This is a genomic window from Pseudomonas sp. B22(2017) (assembly GCF_002113105.1).
GTDB lineage: Bacteria > Pseudomonadota > Gammaproteobacteria > Pseudomonadales > Pseudomonadaceae > Aquipseudomonas > Aquipseudomonas asiatica.
In genome coordinates, this window is the sequence record NZ_NEJN01000002.1 from 325,686 (window position 1) to 347,039 (window position 21,354).

19 protein-coding genes are annotated in these 21,354 nt (G+C 62.4%); 4 read left to right on the forward strand and 15 right to left on the reverse strand.

Annotated elements, in window-relative coordinates; all coding sequences use genetic code 11:
- Positions 1-58: 58 nt before the first annotated feature.
- Together CAG18_RS05305 and nhaB are read right to left on the reverse strand one after the other, a co-directional pair.
- A complete protein-coding gene (locus CAG18_RS05305) occupies positions 59-673 on the reverse strand; it encodes a dihydrofolate reductase family protein (protein ID WP_085720538.1) in 615 nt (204 codons plus the stop codon).
- A gap of 195 nt (positions 674-868) precedes the next feature.
- Entirely contained in the window at positions 869-2,371 is a 1,503-nt protein-coding gene (gene nhaB, locus CAG18_RS05310; protein ID WP_085720539.1) for a sodium/proton antiporter NhaB, read from the reverse strand.
- A gap of 150 nt (positions 2,372-2,521) precedes the next feature.
- Here nhaB and CAG18_RS05315 point away from each other — a divergent pair, with 150 nt between their 5' ends.
- Both CAG18_RS05315 and nudC read left to right on the forward strand, forming a co-directional pair.
- Positions 2,522-3,334: a crotonase/enoyl-CoA hydratase family protein gene (locus tag CAG18_RS05315; RefSeq protein WP_015270981.1), complete on the forward strand. Its 813-nt coding sequence runs from the start codon at positions 2,522-2,524 to the stop codon at positions 3,332-3,334.
- A gap of 36 nt (positions 3,335-3,370) precedes the next feature.
- Positions 3,371-4,201, forward strand: a complete 831-nt coding sequence (nudC, locus tag CAG18_RS05320) for an NAD(+) diphosphatase (RefSeq protein WP_054573020.1) — start codon at positions 3,371-3,373, stop codon at positions 4,199-4,201.
- Here the strand turns inward: nudC and CAG18_RS05325 are convergent.
- The 12 genes from CAG18_RS05325 to CAG18_RS05380 form a co-directional block, all read right to left on the reverse strand.
- Positions 4,169-4,948, reverse strand: a complete 780-nt coding sequence (locus CAG18_RS05325; RefSeq protein WP_039613166.1) for a TSUP family transporter — start codon at positions 4,946-4,948, stop codon at positions 4,169-4,171. The two genes, nudC and CAG18_RS05325, sit on opposite strands and share 33 nt — an antisense overlap.
- Before the next feature lie 128 nt (positions 4,949-5,076).
- Positions 5,077-5,982 carry an RHS repeat-associated core domain-containing protein gene (locus CAG18_RS05330; protein WP_015270978.1) on the reverse strand — a complete coding sequence of 302 codons (906 nt, stop codon included), beginning with the start codon at positions 5,980-5,982 and terminating at the stop codon, positions 5,077-5,079.
- 230 nt (positions 5,983-6,212) lie between these two features.
- Positions 6,213-7,043, reverse strand: coding sequence for an alpha/beta fold hydrolase (locus CAG18_RS05335; protein WP_085720540.1), 831 nt, complete (start codon positions 7,041-7,043; stop codon positions 6,213-6,215).
- Between the two features lie 80 nt (positions 7,044-7,123).
- Positions 7,124-8,413: an FAD-binding oxidoreductase gene (locus tag CAG18_RS05340; protein ID WP_015270976.1), complete on the reverse strand. Its 1,290-nt coding sequence runs from the start codon at positions 8,411-8,413 to the stop codon at positions 7,124-7,126.
- Positions 8,414-8,646: 233 nt separating this feature from the next.
- On the reverse strand, positions 8,647-10,602 hold the full coding sequence (locus tag CAG18_RS05345; RefSeq protein ID WP_015270975.1) for a DNA topoisomerase III: 1,956 nt from the start codon (positions 10,600-10,602) through the stop codon (positions 8,647-8,649).
- 161 nt (positions 10,603-10,763) lie between these two features.
- Positions 10,764-11,192 carry a GNAT family N-acetyltransferase gene (locus CAG18_RS05350; protein ID WP_003258855.1) on the reverse strand — a complete coding sequence of 143 codons (429 nt, stop codon included), beginning with the start codon at positions 11,190-11,192 and terminating at the stop codon, positions 10,764-10,766.
- On the reverse strand, positions 11,185-12,351 hold the full coding sequence (locus CAG18_RS05355; RefSeq protein WP_013973298.1) for a cupin domain-containing protein: 1,167 nt from the start codon (positions 12,349-12,351) through the stop codon (positions 11,185-11,187). The genes CAG18_RS05350 and CAG18_RS05355 overlap by 8 nt, the downstream gene beginning before the upstream one ends.
- 81 nt (positions 12,352-12,432) lie before the next feature.
- Positions 12,433-13,803: an adenylosuccinate lyase gene (purB, locus tag CAG18_RS05360; protein WP_013973297.1), complete on the reverse strand. Its 1,371-nt coding sequence runs from the start codon at positions 13,801-13,803 to the stop codon at positions 12,433-12,435.
- A 249-nt stretch (positions 13,804-14,052) separates the two neighbouring features.
- Positions 14,053-14,679 (reverse strand): high frequency lysogenization protein HflD, encoded by a 627-nt coding sequence (hflD, locus tag CAG18_RS05365; RefSeq protein ID WP_015270973.1) that lies wholly within the window; start codon positions 14,677-14,679, stop codon positions 14,053-14,055.
- Complete coding sequence (mnmA, locus tag CAG18_RS05370) at positions 14,676-15,800, reverse strand: tRNA 2-thiouridine(34) synthase MnmA (protein WP_015270972.1); 1,125 nt, start codon at positions 15,798-15,800, stop codon at positions 14,676-14,678. The genes hflD and mnmA overlap by 4 nt, the downstream gene beginning before the upstream one ends.
- Positions 15,801-15,860: 60 nt before the next feature.
- Positions 15,861-16,301 (reverse strand): NUDIX hydrolase, encoded by a 441-nt coding sequence (locus tag CAG18_RS05375; protein WP_085720541.1) that lies wholly within the window; start codon positions 16,299-16,301, stop codon positions 15,861-15,863.
- A 202-nt stretch (positions 16,302-16,503) separates the two neighbouring features.
- A complete protein-coding gene (locus CAG18_RS05380) occupies positions 16,504-18,729 on the reverse strand; it encodes an NADP-dependent isocitrate dehydrogenase (protein WP_013973293.1) in 2,226 nt (741 codons plus the stop codon).
- A gap of 427 nt (positions 18,730-19,156) precedes the next feature.
- On the opposite strand from CAG18_RS05380, the gene icd reads away from it, so the two are divergent.
- On the forward strand, positions 19,157-20,413 hold the full coding sequence (icd, locus tag CAG18_RS05385; RefSeq protein ID WP_085720542.1) for an NADP-dependent isocitrate dehydrogenase: 1,257 nt from the start codon (positions 19,157-19,159) through the stop codon (positions 20,411-20,413).
- A gap of 74 nt (positions 20,414-20,487) precedes the next feature.
- Here icd and cspD read toward each other — a convergent pair whose 3' ends face one another.
- A complete protein-coding gene (gene cspD, locus CAG18_RS05390; protein WP_013973291.1) occupies positions 20,488-20,748 on the reverse strand; it encodes a cold shock domain-containing protein CspD in 261 nt (86 codons plus the stop codon).
- Positions 20,749-20,977: 229 nt separating this feature from the next.
- Here cspD and clpS point away from each other — a divergent pair, with 229 nt between their 5' ends.
- A complete protein-coding gene (gene clpS, locus CAG18_RS05395) occupies positions 20,978-21,340 on the forward strand; it encodes an ATP-dependent Clp protease adapter ClpS (protein ID WP_013973290.1) in 363 nt (120 codons plus the stop codon).
- The last annotated feature ends 14 nt before the right edge of the window (positions 21,341-21,354 follow it).

Consider the following 21,354-nt stretch of genomic DNA (forward strand, 5'->3'; position numbering starts at 1 on the left):
GGGGCTTACTTGGGTTTCGATGCGAGCGAGAGGCAAAAGTTGTACAGGATTATGCCTTTCAGAACGAACCGGTCTGCACTTCACCTGCACGCACGTAACGGGCGATGAGCACGCCCGTGGGCGAAACCTGCGAATGCTGCAGTGTGAAGGCCGCCGCTGCTGCATCATCGCCGAACAGGCGCTTGCCGTGGCCGAGCAGCAACGGGTGGATCAGCAGTTGCAGTTCATCGACCAGGCCCGCCGCCAGCAGTTGCTGCACCAGATCGCTGCTGCCCTGGGTCAGCAGGTTGGCGCCGTCCTGTTGTTTCAGCGCGTGGACCGCTGCGGTGATGTCTGCGCCCAGTGCATGGCTGTTGTGCCAGTCGAGGGTTGCGGGGGTGTGGGTGGCCACGTGCTTGGGCACGCTGTTGAACAGGTTGGCGATGGAGAAGTCTTCCGAGCTGCCTTTTACCTTTGGCCAGTAGCCGGCGAAGATGTCGTAGGTGCGCCGGCCCAACAGCAGTTCGAAGGGCTGGCTGAACAGGGCTTGCATGGCTTGGCCGAAGATTTCCTCGGCGTAGGGTACGATCCAGCCGCCGTAGGTGAAGCCGCCGCTGGTGTCTTCCTGCGGACCACCGGGGGCCTGCATGACACCGTCGAGGCTGATGAAGGCGGCTACGATGAGTTTGCGCATGGGGACTCTCCTGTTGGCAGCCGGGGTGGCTGGGGGCATGGGATAGTCGAATGGCGGCGGACAGAATCGACAACGCAAACCTGTGCCGGCCCTTTCGCGGGCATGCCCGCTCCCACAGGATCACCACAGCTCCAGAAAGCGGTGCAGTGCCTGTAGGAGCAGCCTTGTGCTGCGAAGAGGCCGGTGCAGGCTACCTCAAAGCCAGTAGGTCACCGCCCACCACCCCAGCCCACCCATCACTACGGTATAGGGCAAGGCCATCCACACCATTCGCCCATACGACAGCCGGATCAGCGGCGCAATCGCCGAAGTCAGCAGGAACAGGAACGCCGCCTGCCCATTCGGCGTCGCCACGCTCGGCAGGTTGGTGCCGGTGTTGATCGCCACCGCCAGCGTCTCGAAATGCTCGCGGCTCATGTTGCCATTGAGGAACGCCTGCTTCACCTCGGTGATGTAGATGGTGGCAACGAACACGTTGTCGCTGATCGCCGACAGCAGGCCGTTGGCCAGGTACAGCATGCCCGGTTGCTGCTCGGCCGGCAGCGCCAGCACCCAGGCAATCAACGGGCTGAACAGTTGCTGTTGATGAATCACCGCCACCACCGCGAAGAACACCACCAGCAATGCGGTGAACGGCATGGCGTCCTGGAAGGCGCGGCCCAGGCGGTGTTCGTCGGTAATGCCGGTGAATGCGGTGATCAGCACGATCACCATCAGGCCGATCAGGCCGACCTCGGCAACGTGCAGCCCCAGGCAGAAGATCAGGATCAGTGCAGCGAACCCTTGCACCCACAGCGCGATGCGCTGGGCAGTCGTGCGTGCAGCATCGTCCTCGGCGGCATAGGCGGCCAACACCTGGCGCACTGGCTCGGGCATCAGCTTGCCATAGCCGAACAGGCGCAGCTTCTCCAGCAGCACGCAGGTCAGCAGGCCGGCGCCCAGCACCGGCAGCGACACCGGTGCCACCTTCAGGAAGAAATCGGCAAAGTGCCAGCCCATTTCGTGGCCGATCAGCAGGTTCTGTGGTTCGCCCACCAGCGTGCACACGCCGCCCAGGGCGGTGCCCACCGCACCATGCATCAGCAGGCTGCGCAGGAATGCGCGGAACTGGTCGAGGTCTTCACGGTGCAACTGTGCGACCTGCTGGTCGCTGTCCAGAGCACTGTCTTCGCGCGGATTGGCCCCGGAGGCGACGCGGTGGTACACCGCATAGAAACCGACCGCGGCGCTGATGATCACGGCGGTCACGGTCAGCGCATCGAGAAACGCCGAGAGGAATGCCGACAGCACGCAGAACAGCAACGCCAGGATCGCCTTCGAACGCACCCCCAGCAGGATGCGCGAGAACAGGAACAGCAGCAGTTCCTTCATGAAGTGGATGCCCGCAACCATGAACATCAGCAGCAGGATCACCGGGAAGTTGTGCTGCAGCTCTTCGTACAGGGCTTGCGGGGTGGTCATCTGCAACAGCAGGGCTTCGACCAGCAGCAGGCCGCCAGGCATGAGCGGGTAGCACTTCAGGGCCATGCCCAGGGTGAAGATGAATTCGAGCACCAGTGCCCAGCCGGCAGCGACCGGGCCGACGGCCATCAGCAGCAGCGGATTGAGTACCAGGAACAGGCAGATGACTGCCTTGTACCAAAGCGGCGACTGGCCCAGAAAGCTGTGGGCGAGGGCGCCGGTCAGGGAGCGCGACATGAATTTGTATCCTTATGATTCGGCGATGGCGCACGGTGCCGGATCAGCGCCTCTTAGGCAAGGCGTATAGTCCCGTTTTTGGCACAAGTGCGGTCATCGGGCTGGGTTAACATCCGTGCCATGAACCCTTTATCCGCAGGAGTGCCGCCCGTGACCGAGTACAGCGCATTCAAGGTCGAACTGACCAACAGCATCGCCCACGTTCAGATCAACCGCCCGGACAAGCGCAATGCGATGAACGCTGCCTTCTGGGAGGAGATCATCGACATCTTCCAGTGGGTCGACGACACCGATGCAGTGCGAGCGGTAGTGATCAGCGGTGCCGGCAAGCATTTTTCCGCCGGCATCGACCTGATGATGCTGGCTTCGCTGGCCGGGCAGATGGGCAAGGACGTGGGCCGTAATGCACGCTTCCTGCGCAGCACCATCCTGCGCCTGCAGGCGTCGTTCAATGCCGTGGACAAATGCCGCAAGCCGGTACTGGCCGCGGTGCAGGGTTACTGCATTGGCGGCGCCATCGACCTCATCTCGGCCTGCGACATGCGCTACTGCAGCAGCGACGCGCAGTTCTCGATCAAGGAAATCGACATGGGCATGGCCGCCGATGTCGGCACACTGCAACGTTTGCCTCGTATCATCGGTGACGGCATGATGCGTGAGCTGGCTTACACGGGGCGCAATGTCGAGGCAGAAGAGGCGCTGCGCATCGGCTTGGTCAACCGGGTTTATGATGATCAGGCTGCGCTGATGGACGGGGTCTTTGCCATCGCTGGCGAGATTGCCGCAAAATCGCCGATCGCCGTGGCCGGCACCAAGGAAATGCTCAGCTACATGCGTGACCATCGCATCGATGATGGCCTGGAGTACATCGCCACCTGGAACGCCGCGATGCTGCAGTCCGAAGACCTGCGCGTGGCGGTGGCGGCGCACATGAGCAAACAGAAACCGACGTTCGCCGACTGATCAGGCCGGGGGACGCGAAGTAAGGGAACCCCCGACATGTCAGCACGCTGGACTACCGCAGTACTCGACCCGCAGATCACCGGGGGGCTGGCCGTGGCCCGCAGCCCGGAAGGGTTCCTGGTGGACGACAACGGCGCGCTGTTCCCTCGCGACTGGCTCAAGCGCCAGGACCTCGACGTACTGTGCGAGCACGGCATCGGTCACTTCGACGGCCAGCCGGTGTTCCTGCTGGAGCTGCGCAGCGCTACCGAGGTGCCCGGCTGCGCCTGGCGCGGCCTGCGTGCATTCATGCTCGAGGGTGATTTCGACACCTACAAAGTGCTGGGCTATGCCGCGCAGATCGGCACCTGGGCCCGCGAGCACCGCTTCTGCGGCAGCTGCGGCCAGGCAATGACGCAGATTCGCTGGGAGCGGGCGATGTACTGCCAGCCTTGCGACCTGCGCAGCTACCCGCGCATTTCACCGAGCATGATCGTACTGGTGACACGTGGCGACGAAATCCTGCTGGCGCGTTCGCCACGCTTCGTCACCGGGGTGTACAGCACCCTGGCAGGCTTCGCCGAGCCGGGCGAGTCGGCCGAGGACTGCCTGGTGCGCGAAGTGCGTGAGGAGGTAGCGGTGGAAGTAAGGAACATCCAGTACGTCGGCAGCCAGTGCTGGCCGTTCCCGCATTCGATGATGCTGGGCTTCCATGCCGAGTATGCCGGCGGCGATATCGTCATGCAGCCGGACGAGATCGAGGATGCCAAGTGGTTCAGCGTCCACGACCTGCCGCCGCTACCGGCCGGGCGGTCGATTGCCCGCTACCTGATCGATCTGTACGTTGCGCGCCGCCTAGGCTTGGCCGAACCAGTGCTGCCACGCTAGGCGCACGGTCAATGCCAGCACCACGGTGATGAACACCGGGCGGATGAACTTGCTGCCGCCACTGATCGCCGTGCGTGCGCCGAAGAAGGCGCCAACCATCACCGACAGGCCCATGCACAGGCCGACGATGTAATCCACCTGCCCGGAAATGATGAACACCGTCAGCGCTGCGATGTTGCTGACGAAATTCATGCTGCGCGCCACGCCGCTGGCACGGACCAGGTCGATGGGGTACAGCAGCAGGGTGCTGACCGTCCAGAACGCCCCGGTGCCCGGGCCGGCCACGCCGTCATAGAAACCCAAGGTAAAGCCTTGCGGCATTTGCCATTTCTTCTTGATGGGTGCATCGGCATCGAGCGGCGCCTTGGGCGTGCCACCGAACAGCAGATAGACGCCACAGGCGAAGACAATCACCGGCAGCATCTTGTTCAGCCATTCGGCCGGCATGTAGTGGGCGATCACTGCACCGAGCAAAGCGCCGACCAAGGTGGCGAACAATGCCGGGCGCCACTGCGCCGGGTGGAACAGTTTGCGCCTGTAGTAGGTGAAGCTGGCGGTGGCCGAGCCGAAGGTAGAGCTGAGCTTGTTGGTGCCCAGTACCAGGTGCGGCGGCATGCCCGCGGTGAGTAACGCCGGGGTGGTGAGCAGGCCGCCACCGCCGGCGATGGCATCGATGAAACCGGCGACGAAGGCGACCAGGGCCAGGATCAGCAGGGTGAGGGGTTCTACGGTGAGTTCGAAGGGCATGGGAGGCTTCAGGCTGGAGGGTCGGTTTGCGGCTAATGGAGAAATAAACGGGCATGATAATCCCACGTCCCCAAGGCTGACAGTGTTTCCGGCCGCTTACTTGTTTCAAACCGACCCTGCAGGGGTATCTAGGTACCACGTATCGCTGATCTGGCAGTTGTAGGGCGTGATGCCTCAGGTGACGCAGGTGACAACTGACTGCTCGAATTCATTGTAGTGGTTTCATGTGACGCCAAGTTGCTCAGTAGGGTTCTGTACTCAAGGATTTTTGCCTCTAGGGCTATGTAATTAAGCTGCTCGTCCATGTATAGGTATTTTTCGTAGTTAAAGTCATGAGTGATGGGGCCTTCAATGTTGCCATGCTTTAAGCGCCAGTTGCGGACTGCTGTATCCTTGAGATCGCTGAGCATGGCATCACCCTTCGGAAGCTTGTAAATCGCCTTGAGGGTTTTTATGGTTACGTTCTCGTCATCAATGACAGCGGAATACTTTTCGAGATTCGGATTCTCGGTAATTGCTTCCCTTGCTTTATTGATGTAATGGATTCTGGGTTTTACAAACTTATCCTTTACGTTATTCCACATTGTCCTGGCGCGACGCAACATATGCCCTGAAGGGTCGTGATGGTTCACGGGGTCTCCCAAGCAATAGGCGTAGGCGTTATGTGTGTGTTTCTTAAACGGGCTGAGGCTGTCCGCTGAGTAAAATCGCGCCAGTCTAGTACTAAAGGCACGATAGCCGTTTCCAAGGAGGTAGCAGTTTGTGACGCTATCGTAGCGTTGTCCGGTGAAGCCCATCATATGAGCTGTGGAGCTGTATCCGTAAGCGGTGTAGGCCAGGTTGTGAATGCCTTCGCGATGAGAACGGTTGATTATGGAACTCTGAGAGTCTGCCGCCAGTAGTAGTGTCTCGGTCGAGCGTTGCGCTAGAGAAAGGTTTGAGATTGAAAAGACTGTGACGGAACGATCGCTGCCGATCTCCAAGGACAGTTGGCCATTCTTGTAGAATAAACGCTGCTTCCAGTTCTGTGCCATGATCAGCCTGCTGGTGCGAGAAGTACTGAATTTAAATTACCTTCATGCAAAATAGACAGGCGCGCAACTGGCAGTTTTGCCAGTTGCATACACTCATGAAATAAGTATGTTGACAGTGCCGGCCCTTTCGCGGGCTCGCCCGCTCCCACAGGTTATATGTATATCTCAAGACCTATGCAGTACCTGTGGGAGCGGGCGTGCCCGCGAAGAGGCCGGTGCAGGCGACTACATCAGCTACGTATGAACGCCAGCAAATCCGCATTGATCACATCGGCATGGGTGGTCGGCATGCCATGCGGGTAGCCTTTGTAAGTCTTCAACGCGCCATTGGGCAGCAGCTTCGCCGACAGCACTCCGGAGTTCTCATACGGCACGATCTGGTCATCATCGCCGTGCATCACCAGCACAGGTTGCTGGATGCCCTTCAGGTCCTCGGTAAAATCGGTCTGGGAAAATGCCACGATGCCATCGTAATGGGCCTTGGCGCTGCCGATCATGCCCTGGCGCCACCAGTTACCAATGATGCCCTCACTCGCTTCTACACCAGGGCGGTTGTAGCCGTAGAACGGCCCGGCCGGCACATCGCGGTAGAACTGCGCACGGTTGCTGGCGACCTGGGCCTGGAAACCGTCGAACACCGATTTGGCCAGGCCACCGGGGTTACCGGGAGTCTGCACCATCAATGGCGGTACGGCGGCAATCAACACGGCCTTGAGCACCTTGTCTTCAGGGTGCCGGGCCATGTAGCGCACCACTTCACCGCCACCGGTCGAGTGGCCGACATGCACGGCGCCCTGGATGCCCAGGTGAGCGACGACCGCCGCCACATCGTCGGCGTAATGGTCCATGTCGTGGCCGTCCCATACCTGGCTGGAGCGGCCATGGCCGCGGCGGTCGTGGGCAACCACGCGGTAACCATGGGCGAGGAAGAACAACATCTGCGCATCCCAGTCGTCGGCGCTGAGAGGCCAGCCGTGATGGAAGTGGATAACCGGTGCATCGCGCGGGCCCCAGTCCTTGTAGAAGATCTGTACGCCGTCCTTTGTAGTTACATAGCTCATGGTCGGGTCTCCTGTGTGCAGGAAGCGAAGGGAGCTATTGAGAATAGGAGAGATTTCTGCGCAGTAAGCGCCGGCCGTCTTCAGATACGATCGCGCATCCTGTACCAGGCCTTGGCGGCGGCTTCCAGCGGTGCGGCCAGCAGGTCGCCGCCGGGGAAGCGGCCGTTGTCGATGCCTTGGTAAAGCGTCAGCAGGTCGTCGTCACCGAGGATGGCGTCGCTCACGGCCCGGGCTGCGGCCAGGGTCGGCAGCACGCCATGGCCGGAGAAGCCCTGCAGCCAGTAGCGCTGGCCCTCGCGGCCGACATCCGGGGTGCGCTGGATGCTGCAGTCGATATGGCCGCCCCAGGCATAGTCGATGACCACCCCGGCCAGCTGCGGGAACACCCGCTCCAGGTAGGGGCGGGTGGCGCTGGCGACATCTTTGGGAATACCGCCCAGGTAGGTGCAGCCGCCGCCGAACAGCAGGCGATGGTCCGGGGTAATGCGGAAATAGTCGGGCACGAACTGGTTGTCGATCACGCAGCTATTACGCGGCAGCAATGATCGGGCGAAATCGGCGTCGAGCGGCGCGGTGGCGACCTGGTAGGAACCGACCGGCAACAGGCGACGCGACAGGTTACGGTCGAGGCGGTCGATGTAGGCGTTGCAGGCTAGCACCAACACCTGGCAGCGTACTTCGCCGCGGTCGGTACGGGCGACATAGCCGTCGCCAGCTCGCTGGTAGCTGAGCACCTGGCTCTGTTCGTAGATACGCCCGCCGGCCGCCTCGATGGTACTGGCCAGGCCCTGGGCCAGCTTCAGCGGGTTGAGGTGGGCGCCTTTGGCGTCGTATAGCGCGGCCTGGTAGCGCGGGCTGTCGATCCATTGAGGCAGCTCGTCGCGGCCGATCAGGCGCAGGGCGTCGTAGCCCCATTTGTGTTCGGCCTCATGCAGGGCTTCTTCCAGCATCTTTACCCGGCGCGGCAGCACGGCGGTCCACAGGCTGCCCAGCCGGTAGTCGATGTCGAAGCCATGGCGCTCGGGCAGTTTGCGCATTTCATCGGCGGCCCAGCACATGCTGGCCCACAGGCGTTGGGTGCGTTCGGTGCCCAAGGCCTTTTCCAGCGGCGGCATGTCGCACGACCAGCCGAGCAGTGCCTGGCCGCCGTTGCGGCCGGACGCGGCCCAGGCCACGCGGCTGGCTTCCAGCAGCGTTACACGCTTGCCGGCCTGGGTCAGGCGCAAGGCGGTGTGCAGGCCGCTGAAGCCGGCGCCAATGATCAGGACTTCGGTGTCGTGGCTGCCTTGCAGGGTAGGGTGCAGGGGAATGCTGGCGGGGTAGGTCTGGGCGTAGTAGCTGGCGACGTGCTGGGCGGATTGTTTGAACATGCAGGGGTCTCATGAAATTTGCTTTAATTATTTTCATGAAAATTTAGCATTAAAAATTCATGGCGCCAGTATGTTGGTCAGGTTTTGTGGTTTGTCTGAATTCTCTGTATTCCTGGCCTGGCCCTATCGCCGGCAAGCCAGCTCCCACAAGTCCTGCGCAGGTTTTGAAAGCTGTGTGGTACCTGTGGGAGCTGGCTTGCCAGCGATAGGGCTGTAATGACAGTGCAAAAGCCTCAGGTTGAAGCTTTTCTCTTGGGCTGCCGCGGCTTGCTGGCAGCCTTGCTTCCAGCCGCTTTACTCTTCCCACTCCCTCTACGCTTTTTCTTCCACGGCGGCGCAGCCCCGGCTGCCGGCCCGCTGATGGTCATGCGCATGCCGCTGCACCGTTCGACCAGCTTGCCCATCCATGCCGACTGCCGGGCGACGAACTCTTCCAGCGTCATCTCGCCACTCTGCACCATGTCCAGCGCCTGCTCCCAGATAGCTGTGGTACCAGGGTCGGCAATGGCGCGAGGTACGGCGTCGATCAGGCTGAAGGCCGCAGGGGTGGCGGACAGCGCCTTGCCGTTCTTCACCAGGTAGCCGCGGTCAAGCAGGCCCTGGATGATGCTGGCGCGGGTGGCTTCGGTGCCGATACCGGTGGTTTCCTTCAGCTTCTGCTTCAACCGCGGGTCGTCCACCAGCTTGGCCACGTTCTTCATTGCCTTGATCAGGTCGCCTTCGGTAAACGGCTTGGGCGGCTGGGTCCACAGGTCTTTCAGTTGCAGGCCCTGCACCGTGCAGTCCTGGCCTTCGCGCAGCGCCGGCAGCACCTGGGCCGGTGGTGCCTCGCGGCCCTTGGCCGGGGTCAGCGCCTCGGGCAGCGCACGGCGCCAGCCTGGTTCGACGATCTGCTTGCCTACGGCACGCAGGGCATGGCCGGCGCAGTCGAAGTCGGCCTGGGTGCGGTCGTACTCGTGGTTGGGCAGGAACTGCGCCAGGTAGCGGGCGCGGATCAGGGTGTACACCGCCTTGTGCTTGGCTGGCAGGCGCGACGGGTCGCTGGCAGCGGCAGTGGGGATGATGCCGTGGTGGGCGCTGACCTTGGCGTCGTTCCACGCCCGTGAGCGGCGTTGCGGCTCCAGGTAGGGCTGCAGCGGCGCCAGGCTGGCATCGGAACGTTGCAGGGCGGCGAGGATGGCTGGCGCTTCGGCGTGCTGGCTTTGCGGCAGGTAGCCGCAGTCGCTGCGCGGGTAGGTGATCAGCTTGTGGGTTTCGTACAGGGCCTGGGCGATGTCGAGGGTTTCCTGGGCGCCGAGGCCGAACTTTTTCGAGCACAGCTCCTGCAGGGTGCCAAGGTCGAAGGGCAGGGGTGCTGCTTCACGCACGCGTTCGGTGGTCACCTTCACGGCCCGGGCAGTACCCGCATTGCCGATGTCGGCGGCAGCCTGCTGCGCCAGGGCCTGGTTCAGGCAGCGGCCCTGGTCGTCGCAGGCGTCATCGGGGGCGCGCCACTGGGCGTTGAAGCCAAAGCCTGCGTGTTCGAGCTGCACGTCGATGGCCCAGAACGGTACCGGCACGAAGTCGGCGATGCTGCGGTCTCGATCGACCACCAGGCGCAAGGTGGGCGTTTGCACCCGGCCCACCGGCAGTACGCCCTGATAGCCCGACTGGCGGCCCAGCAGGGTGAACAGCCGGCTCATGTTCATGCCGATCAGCCAGTCTGCGCGCGAACGGCCCAACGCCGAGTGGTACAGGTTGAAGGTTTCGTGGCCCGGCAGCAGCCGCGCCAGGGCCTTGCGAATGGAGGCGTCGTCCAGTGCCGACAGCCACAGGCGCTGCACCGGGCCGCGGTAGCGGCAATGCTCGACCAGTTCGCGGGCGATCATTTCGCCTTCGCGGTCGGCGTCGGTGGCGATCACCAGTTCGCGTGCTTCGCCGAGCAGGCGCTTGACTGCCTTGAACTGGCTGGCGGTCTTGGGCTTGACCAGCATTTTCCACTTTTCCGGGATGATCGGCAGGTCGGCCAGGTTCCAGCGCTTGTAGCGTTCGTCGTAGCTGTCGGGCGGGGCGGTTTCCAGCAGGTGGCCGATGCACCAGGTCACGCAGACGTCGGTGCCTTGCCAGCAGCCATCGCCCTTGCGGTTGGCGCCGAGCACTTTGGCGATGTCTTTTGCCTGGGAGGGTTTTTCGCAGAGGAACAGGCGCATGGCCGGAGACGCTTCATCGGGGGTGATGGGCGATAGGATGCGCAAGCGAGGGCGCGGAGGCAAGTTTTATCTGGATGGATGTACAGGTTTTTGTCAGGGAAGATGTATTTTGCTGTGCCGGCCTCTTCGCGGGCAAAACCGCGAAGAGGCCGGTACAGGGATCAGGCGCGCGAGTCGCGCACCATGTCCACGTGCGGGATGCCGGCTTCGAGGAACTCTTCGCTGACTACGCGAAAGCCCAGCCGCTCGTAGAACGGCGTGGCGTGCACCTGGGCGCTGAGCATCTGCTGCTTCAGGTCGCGGTTCTGTGCTTCGACAATCACCGCGTTCATCAGCGCGTCACCCACTTTCAGCCCGCGCCAGTCCTTCAGCACCGAGACCCGGCCGATGGTGCCGTCAGGCAGCAGGCGCGCTGTGCCGATCGGGTAGTCGCCTTCCAGGGCCAGGAAGTGCGCGGCGGTCGGGTCATCCGAATCCCACTCCAGTTCTGGTGGAACGTGCTGTTCGGCAATGAACACCGCTTCGCGGATGCGGCGGATGTCGGCGTTGTCCTTGTGCCAGTCGGCGAGGCGCACACGAATCTTATTCATTGGCGAATCCCAGGCTTCCTTGTTTGACCAGCTGCTGTACCAGCATAAGGCCATCTTCATCCTGCAGCCATTCGCCCAGGTTGTCGATGTGCAGGGCGTCGGCCGCGCAAACCAGCTTCAGCAGCTCGCGCAGTTTGCCCGGCAGCGGGCAGCTGCGGCCGCTGGCGAACAGCAGCAGGTCTTCTTCGAACTCCGACCAGGCCAGGCGCGCGCTCGGGTTGCGGATCAGGATGGCGCCTTGTTCCAGGGCATCGATCAGTTCTTCCTCGGACAGCTCTTCACCGACGATCTGCTCGGGGTAGCGCGGCTCGGTCATGAACTGGCCGAACCAGGTCAGCAGCAGGTCCTTGTCGCCCATGTGCTTGTCGAGCAGCGCCTTGAGGCGGTCGAGGGCATCGTGCTGGATCTGGTGCGGGTCACTGACCGGCTGGGCGTCGGCGTCGCTGTAGCGTTCTTCATCGGGCAGGAACTGGCCGAGGAAATCGGTGAAGTGGGTCAGCACTTCGGCGGCGCTTGGCGCGCGGAAGCCTACCGAGTAGGTCAGGCAGTCGTCCACGGCCACGCCGTAGTGGGCCAGGCGTGGTGGCAGGTAGAGCATGTCGCCCGGCTCCAGGGTCCACTCATCGCTCTGCTCGAAATCGGCGAGGATGCGCAGGTCGGCGTGCTCCAGCAGCGAGCTGTCGCTGCTGCACATCTGGCCGATTTTCCAGTTGCGCTGGCCGTGGCCCTGCAGCAGGAAAACGTCGTAGTTGTCAAAGTGCGGGCCGACGCTGCCACCAGGGGCGGCGAAGCTGATCATCACGTCATCGATGCGCCAGCTGGGCAGGAAGCGGAAGTTTTCCAGCAGTTCGGCTACTTCCGGGACGAACTGGTCCACGGCCTGCACCAGCAGGGTCCAGTCCTTTTCCGGCAGCTCGGCGAAGGTGTCTTCGGTGAACGGGCCGCGGCGCAGCTCCCACGGGTGCGCGCCGTGCTCGAGCACGATACGCGACTCTACTTCCTCTTCCAGGGCCAGGCCGGCCAGCTCGTCGGGGTCGATCGGGCTGATGAAGTCCGGGAATGCCTGGCGCACCAGCAGCGGCTTCTTCTGCCAGTAGTCGCGCATGAATTCGCGGGCCGAGATGCCGCCGAGCAGCTGCAGTGGAGTATCAGGATTCATGTTCAACCTATTGAAAAAATGTAATTTTCGTCCGGGAATAAAAACGCCCGGCCAGGCCGGGCGTTGAACGCGACGGTCAGCTTAGATGCGTTTGGCCTGTGCTGCCGCGTTGCCGATGTAGGTAGCAGGGGTCAGCTGCTTGAGCTCGGCCTTGGCTTCGGCTGGCATGTCCAGGCCGTCGATGAAGGTCAGCAGCGCTTCCGGGGTGATGCCCTTGCCACGGGTCAGCTCCTTGAGCTTCTCGTAGGGGTTTTCGATGTTGAAGCGGCGCATCACGGTCTGGATCGGCTCGGCCAGCACTTCCCAGCAGGCGTCCAGATCGGCGGCAATGCGGGCTTCGTTGACTTCCAGCTTGCCGATGCCTTTCAGGCTGGCTTCGTAGGCGATGACGCTGTGGGCAAAGCCCACGCCCAGGTTGCGCAGCACGGTAGAGTCGGTCAGGTCACGCTGCCAGCGCGAGATCGGCAGCTTGCTGGCCAGGTGCTGGAACAGCGCGTTGGCGATACCCAGGTTGCCTTCGGAGTTTTCGAAGTCGATCGGGTTGACCTTGTGCGGCATGGTCGACGAGCCGATTTCGCCGGCAACGGTCTTCTGCTTGAAGTAGCCCAGCGAGATATAGCCCCACACATCGCGATCGAAGTCGATCAGGATGGTGTTGAAGCGGGCGATGGCGTCGAACAGCTCGGCGATGTAGTCGTGCGGCTCGATCTGGGTGGTGTACGGGTTGAACTGCAGGCCCAGCTCGTCTTCGATGAAGGCGCGGGCGTTCTGCTCCCAGTCGATCTGCGAGTAGGCCGACAGGTGGGCGTTGTAGTTGCCCACGGCGCCGTTGATCTTGCCCAGCAACGGCACGGCGGCAACCTGGGCGATCTGGCGCTCCAGGCGGTACACGACGTTGGCCAGTTCCTTGCCCAGGGTGGTCGGCGAAGCCGGCTGGCCGTGGGTGCGCGACAGCATCGGCACGTCGGCGTGGGCGTGGGCCAGGGCGCGGATGGCGTCGGCGATCTGGCGCATCAGCGGCAGCAGCACTTCGTCACGGCCGGCGCGCAGCATCAGGGCGTGGGACAGGTTGTTGATGTCCTCGCTGGTGCAGGCGAAGTGGATGAACTCGCTGACCTTGGCCAGCTCAGGCAGCTTGGCGGCCTGCTCCTTGAGGAGGTATTCGATCGCCTTGACGTCGTGGTTGGTGGTGCGCTCGATTTCCTTGACGCGTTCGGCGTGCTCGAGCTTGAAGTCGGTGGCCAGGCTGTCCAGCAGGGCGTTGGCTTCGGCGGAGAACGCCGGCACTTCGCCGATCTGCGGGTGGGCGGCCAGGCGCTGCAGCCAGCGCACTTCGACCAGGGCGCGGAAACGGATCAGGCCGAATTCGCTGAAAATGGGGCGCAAGGCCTGGGTTTTGCCGGCATAACGGCCGTCTACAGGGGAAACCGCAGTGAGCGAAGAAAGCTGCATGGGGTGTTCTCGGACAGTCAGGCTTTTGGAAGGGCGCATATCATACATGAAAAATGCGCTCAGGTCGGGTGGCTGACCAAAGGTCGGGCCTATAAAAATATGTCACAGGCTCTGTGTAGGAGCAGCCTTGTGCTGCGAATGGGCTGCGCAGCAGCCCTGGCAATCTGTGCAAGAGCCCAAATCCTGGGGCCGCTGCGCTGCCCATTCGCAGCACAAGGCTGCTCCTACATTGGGTTCGGCGTCGCTTTTTCAGGAGGGCGAACGCATCATGTCGTACAGTTCGTTCAACAGCTTGCGCCGGCTGAATACCAGCTGCCAGCGGTGCCCGCCCAGCTGGCGCCACAGGCGTGCGGCGCGGATGCCGGCCAGCAACAGGGCGCGGATTTTCGAGGCATTGCTGGCCTGCTGCAGGAAGCGCATGTCGCCATGCACCTGGATGCGCTGGCGCAAGGTGCTCAGGGTGTCCTGGTACAAGGCTCCGCTGGAAGCGATGACGTTTTCATGAACCAGGCCGAAATGCTCGGCCTGGGACTGGATTTGCGGCAGGCGGTTGCCGATGGTGTCGAGCAGGTCGCCGCGCTTGTTCAACTGGCGTTCAAGGCCCAGCATCGACAGGGCGTAGCGCAGTGGCTCGCGCTGCAGGCTACTGGGGTCGCGCTCCAGCGCACCGACCAGCGCGCGATAGCCGTCGCGCAGGTTCAGGTCGTCACCGCCGAAAACTTCCAGGGTGTCCTTGGGGTCACGGACCAGCAGGCTGCCCAGCATGCAGCCGATGTTGGCCTCGCTGGCCTGGCCGGTGCGGGCGATGCGGTCGACCAGTACGGCGGCCTGGAACACACCGCCCAACGCAATCAGCTGCTCCTGCAGGTTGCTCATGCGCGCGGGCTCCACGGCTCGGCAGCTTCGATCACGCCGCCGCCCAAGCACACTTCGCCGTCGTAGAACACCACCGACTGGCCCGGGGTGACGGCGCGTTGCGGTTCGTCGAACACTGCGCGGTAACCGCTTTCGGTCAGTTCCAGGGTGCACTGCTGGTCGCTCTGGCGGTAACGCACCTTGGCGGTGAGCTGGCGCGGGCTGCTGAGGTCGACCGGGTTGACCCAGAAAATTTCCGAAGCAAGCAGGGCGCGGGAGAACAACCACGGGTGTTCATTGCCCTGGCCGACCACCAGCACGTTGCGGGTCAGGTCCTTGTGCAGCACGTACCACGGCTCGTCACCGGCGTCCTTCAGGCCGCCAATGCCCAGGCCCTGGCGCTGGCCGATGGTGTGGTACATCAGGCCGTGGTGGAGGCCGATCACTTCACCGTCGGTTGTCTCGATGTTGCCCGGCTGGGCCGGCAGGTATTGCTTGAGGAAGTCGCTGAAGCGGCGCTCGCCGATGAAGCAGATGCCGGTGGAGTCCTTCTTCTTGGCGGTGGCCAGGCCGTGCTTTTCGGCAATGGCGCGTACTTCGGGCTTTTCCAGCTCGCCAACCGGGAACAGGGTGCGGGCGATTTCCTTGCCGCCAACGGCGTGCAGGAAGTAGCTCTGGTCCTTGTTCGGGTCCAGGCCCTTGAGCAGTTCGGTGAGCTCGCCGGTGTCGCGGCGGCGCACGTAGTGGCCGGTGGCGATCAGGTCGGCACCCAGCGACAGGGCGTAGTCAAGGAACGCCTTGAACTTGATTTCGCGGTTGCAGAGGATGTCCGGGTTGGGCGTGCGGCCGGCCTTGTACTCTTCGAGGAAGTGCTCGAACACGTTGTCCCAGTATTCGGCGGCGAAGTTGGCGGTGTGCAACTTGATGCCGATGCGGTCGCACACGGCCTGGGCGTCGGCCAGGTCTTCACGGGCGGTGCAGTATTCGGTGCCGTCGTCTTCTTCCCAGTTCTTCATGAACAGCCCTTCCACCTGGTAGCCCTGCTCCATGAGCAGAAGGGCGGAGACGGAAGAGTCCACGCCGCCGGACATGCCGACGATGACGCGGGTCTTGGCGGGGTCTTTGAGTGCTGGGCTGGTCATGGGTACCGGTGTGTATCAAAGGGGGAAAAACGCCAATTCTATCAAACCTGCGGCGGCGCGTCAGTCGCGCAGCAGGTCGAGGCTGTGCAAGGGGCCTTTGAGGTAATCGTCGAGGCAGCGTGGCACCAGTTCGCTGCGCCAGCGGGCGGGGTTGGCCAGCAGTTCGTCGCGGGTCAGCCACACGGCGCGGACGATGTCGCTGTCCAGCGCCAGGTCGGCGTGATGGCGCACGGGGCGGGCGGCGAAGCAGATGCGCTGGTAGGTCACGCCGTTGCTTGGGGCGGTGTACAGGTAGATGCCGACCACGCCGGTGAGCTCGACTTCCCAGGCGGTTTCTTCGAGGGTTTCGCGCAGGGCGGCCTGGGGCAGGGTCTCGTTGGGTTCGAGGTGGCCGGCGGGCTGGTTGAAGACGTGCTGGTTGGCTTTGAACTCTTCGACGAAAAGGAACTTGCCTTCGTGTTCGACGATGGTGGCGACGGTGATGTGGGGTTGCCAGGTCATTTGTATGTCCCTTCAGATTGGTGGGGCCGCTTTGCGGCCCATCGCCGGCAAGCCAGCTCCCACAGGTGCAGTGCAAGCTTGAGGCATTCACAATACCTGTGGGAGCTGGCTTGCCGGCGATGGGTTGCAGAGCAACCCCATTTCCCAGAAAGCACAAACCCCGGTGCGTGGCCGGGGTTTGTGCTGTTACTTCAAGCGAACCTTACAGGGCGGCAATGGCGCTGTTCAGGGTCTGGCTTGGGCGCATCACCTTGGCGGTCAGCTCGGCATCCGGAGCGTAGTAGCCACCGATGTCGGCCGGCTTGCCCTGGACGGCGTTGAGCTCGGCGACGATGGTCTCCTCGTTCTCGGTCAGGGTCTTGGCCAGTGGTGCGAAGCGTGCCTGCAGGGCAGCGTCGTCGTTCTGCGCAGCCAGGGCCTGGGCCCAGTACAGGGTCAGGTAGAAGTGGCTGCCGCGGTTGTCGATACCGCCAACTTTGCGCGAAGGCGACTTGTTGGTGTCGAGGAACTTGCCGGTGGCCTGGTCCAGGGTGTTGGCCAGCACTTTGGCGCGCGGGTTGTCGTAGGTGTTGCCCAGGTGCTCCAGGGAAGCGGCCAGGGCCAGGAATTCACCCAGCGAGTCCCAACGCAGGAAGTTCTCTTCCACCAGCTGCTGCACGTGCTTCGGTGCCGAACCGCCGGCGCCGGTTTCGAACAGGCCACCGCCGTTCATCAGTGGCACGATCGACAGCATCTTGGCGCTGGTGCCCAGTTCCATGATCGGGAACAGGTCGGTCAGGTAGTCGCGCAGCACGTTGCCGGTCACCGAGATGGTGTCCTTCCCTTCGCGGATGCGGGCCAGGGAGAACTTGATGGCGTCGACCGGTGCCAGGATGCGGATGTCCAGGCCGGTGGTGTCGTGATCCTTCAGGTACTTCTGCACCTTCTCGATCATCACGCCGTCGTGGGCGCGGGCCGGGTCCAGCCAGAACACTGCAGGGGTGTTGCTCAGGCGGGCACGGTTGACGGCCAGCTTGACCCAGTCCTGGATCGGCGCGTCCTTGACCTGGCACATGCGGAAGATGTCGCCGGCTTCGACGTTCTGCTCGAGAACGACCTGGCCTTTGCTGTCGACCACGCGCACGACGCCGTCAGCCTTGATCTGGAAGGTCTTGTCGTGGGAGCCGTATTCTTCGGCCTTCTGTGCCATCAGGCCGACGTTCGGTACGCTGCCCATGGTGGTCGGGTCGAAGGCGCCGTTGGCCTTGCAGTCTTCGATGGTGGCCTGGTAGATGCCGGCGTAGCAGCGGTCCGGGATGATCGCCTTGGCATCCTGCAGTTCGCCGGCGGCGTTCCACATCTTGCCCGAGTCACGGATCATGGCTGGCATCGAGGCGTCGACGATGACGTCGCTCGGCACGTGCAGGTTGGTGATGCCTTTGTCGGAGTTGACCATGGCCAGGGCCGGACGCTGGGCGTACAGGGCCTGGATGTCGGCTTCGATCTCGGCCTGCTTCTCGGCTGGCAGGTCCTTGATGCGGGCATACAGGTCGCCGATGCCGTTGTTGGCGTTGAAGCCAACTTCAGCCAGGGCGGCGGCATGCTTGGCCAGCACGTCGTTGTAGAACTCTTCGACGATGACGCCGAACATGATCGGGTCGGAGACCTTCATCATGGTGGCTTTCAGGTGTACCGACAGCAGCACGCCGGAGGCCTTGGCATCGGCGATCTGCTCGGCAATGAAGGCTTTCAGGGCCTTGCGGCTCATGGTGGCGCAGTCGATGACTTCGGCAGCTTTTACCGCAGTCTTTTCTTTCAGTACGGTGGTGTTGCCGTCTTTGCCGACCAGCTCGATGCGCAGGCTGTCGTCAGCTTCGATCAGTGCGGCTTTCTCGCTGCCGTAGAAGTCGCCCTGGGTCATGTGGGCAACGTGCGACTTGGAGTCGGCAGCCCAGGCGCCCATCTTGTGCGGGTGCTTGCGGGCGTAGTTCTTGACCGACAGCGGCGCGCGGCGGTCGGAGTTGCCTTCGCGCAGGACCGGGTTCACGGCGGAACCTTTGATGCGGTCGTAGCGGGCGCGGGATTCTTTCTCTTCCGCAGTGGCCGGCTCGTCGGCGTAGTCAGGGATGTTGAAGCCCTTGCCTTGCAGTTCCTTGATCGCGGCTTTCAGCTGCGGTACCGAGGCGCTGATGTTCGGCAGCTTGATGATGTTGGCTTCAGGGGTGGTAGCCAGCTGGCCCAGTTCCGCCAGGTGATCGCCTACTTGCTTCTCTGCGCCCAGTTGCTCCGGGAAGGCGGCGAGGATGCGGCCAGCCAGGGAGATGTCGCGGGTTTCGACGGCGATGTCAGCCGAAGCGGTGAAGGCTTCGATGATTGGCAGCAGCGAGTAAGTGGCGAGGGCGGGGGCTTCGTCGGTGAAGGTATAGATGATCTTGGAACGGGTGGGCATGCGGGTTAACTCTCTGTGTGCTGAGCGTGCTCGAGTCTCGTGGTGCGCAGGGTAGGCGCATCGCCCTGGCAGCGCCATGAGCGGAAAGTCGAGAGGCTGCGAGCGGTGATGGTGGATGCATCAGTCGAGCGTCAAGTGCTGAGCTGCGGTAACAACCCAGGCTTTATGGCCAGGCTTTGTGTCCATTCATGGCCAAGGGCGGTCCGCATTTTTCCAAGGGATCGCCCCGATGACCCTTCGGTCGCGGCGGAGTATACCAAACCATTCGGGCTAATCAGCAAGGCCAAGTGATATCGGCCCATTTATAAGACCAAAGACTAAGCGGCAATGTGGCGGGTTGTCGCATGCCTTGCAGGTCGGCAGATGTGGTTTAGGCTCAGTGGATCGCATGATGTCCAATCACACCCGACAGCGGAGTAGTGCAAGCATGGGATACCAGAAAATCAAGGTTCCGACCGACGGCACCAAGATCACCGTCAATGCCGACCATTCGCTCAACGTTCCTGACAATCCGATCATTCCTTATATCGAGGGCGACGGGATTGGCGTCGATGTCTCGCCGGTAATGATCAAGGTGGTCGACGCCGCCGTGCAGAAGGCCTACGACGGCAAACGCAAGATCGCCTGGATGGAAGTGTACGCCGGCGAGAAAGCCACCCAGGTGTACGACCAGGACACCTGGCTCCCCCAGGAAACCCTCGATGCCGTACGTGATTACGTGGTGTCGATCAAAGGGCCGCTGACCACCCCGGTGGGCGGTGGCATCCGGTCGCTCAACGTGGCCTTGCGCCAGCAGCTGGACTTGTACGTGTGCCTGCGCCCGGTGCTGTGGTTCCAGGGCGTGCCCAGCCCGGTGAAGAAGCCAGGCGATGTGGACATGGTGATCTTCCGTGAGAACTCCGAGGACATCTATGCCGGCATCGAGTGGAAGGCCGGCTCGCCAGAGGCGAACAAGGTGATCAAGTTCCTCAAGGAGGAAATGGGCGTTACCAAGATCCGCTTCGACCAGGACTGTGGCATTGGCGTCAAGCCGGTGTCTCGCGAGGGCACCAAGCGCTTGGTGCGCAAGGCCCTGCAGTACGTGGTGGATAACGACCGCGAGTCGCTGACGCTGGTGCACAAGGGCAACATCATGAAGTTCACCGAGGGTGCCTTCAAGGACTGGGGTTATGAAGTGGCGCGCGACGAGTTCGGGGCCGAGTTGCTCGATGGTGGCCCGTGGATGAAGTTCAAGAACCCCAAGAGTGGGCGCGAGGTCATCGTCAAGGACGCCATCGCCGACGCCATGCTGCAGCAGATCCTGCTGCGCCCGGCCGAGTACGACGTGATCGCCACCCTCAACCTCAACGGTGACTACCTGTCCGATGCCCTGGCGGCGGAAGTGGGTGGTATCGGCATTGCGCCGGGTGCCAACCTGTCCGACACCGTGGCCATGTTCGAGGCCACCCACGGCACCGCGCCCAAGTATGCCGGGCAGGACAAGGTCAACCCGGGTTCGGTGATCCTGTCGGCGGAGATGATGCTGCGGCACATGGGCTGGACCGAGGCGGCAGACCTGATCATCAAGGGTACCAACGGCGCGATTGCCGCCAAGACCGTGACCTATGACTTCGAGCGCCTGATGGACGGCGCCACACTGGTGAGCAGTTCAGGCTTTGGCGATGAAATGATCAAGCATATGTAGGGCAATGGAAAACCGGCCGCTTCCATTAAAGAAGCGGCCGGCTTTGTTCGTATACCGGCAGGCGGCTCAGCAGATCAGGCGTCGGCAGTGCTGCCGGCTGGCCGTGCGCTGGTCGGCGCAGGCGCGGCAGTGGAAGCGCTGCAGATCTTGACTGCGTGCAGGCCTTTGGGGCCTTGGATAATCTCGAAACTCACGGCCTGGCCGGCCTTGAGCGTCTTGTATCCGTCCATCTGGATGGCTGAGTAATGAGCGAACAAGTCTTCATCCTTGCCCTCTTCATTGATGAATCCGTAGCCCTTGGCATTGTTGAACCACTTGACTTTACCGCTTGCCATCCCTATGTCCCTCTGCAAAGGACTCCATCACTGGAGTATCATCCACTCATCCGCATACGAACCATGCGAAAAATCTGGTTGACTGCGCGGATCTTTATCGACCACGGTGGGTTCTTATTGGTTGTAACACCGTTTTGCCGATAGTCAAGGTCGCCCGGCGCCTGCGCTGGCCGTGCCCTTCGCAGTCAACCCACAACCTTAACCTGTCGCTCATGATGAAATTCTTTCCATGCATGCACCTAGTGAGATTCGACTAACATTCAATCAGGATCGCCCGCAATCGAATGAGGACGACGGCTCAGGTCTTGCAGTTCAGGAAGCCAAGCCGATCCTGCAGGCGCCACCTATGTACAAGGTGGTTTTGTTCAACGATGACTACACGCCGATGGATTTCGTCGTCGAAGTGCTCGAGACGTTCTTCAATCTGAACCGCGAGCTGGCGACCAAGATCATGCTGACCGTCCATACCGAAGGGCGGGCAGTGTGCGGATTGTTTACCCGTGACATCGCCGAAACAAAGGCTATGCAGGTCAACCAATACGCCAGGGAAAGCCAGCATCCGCTACTCTGTGAAATCGAGAAGGACGGTTAATCGCCGACCACTTG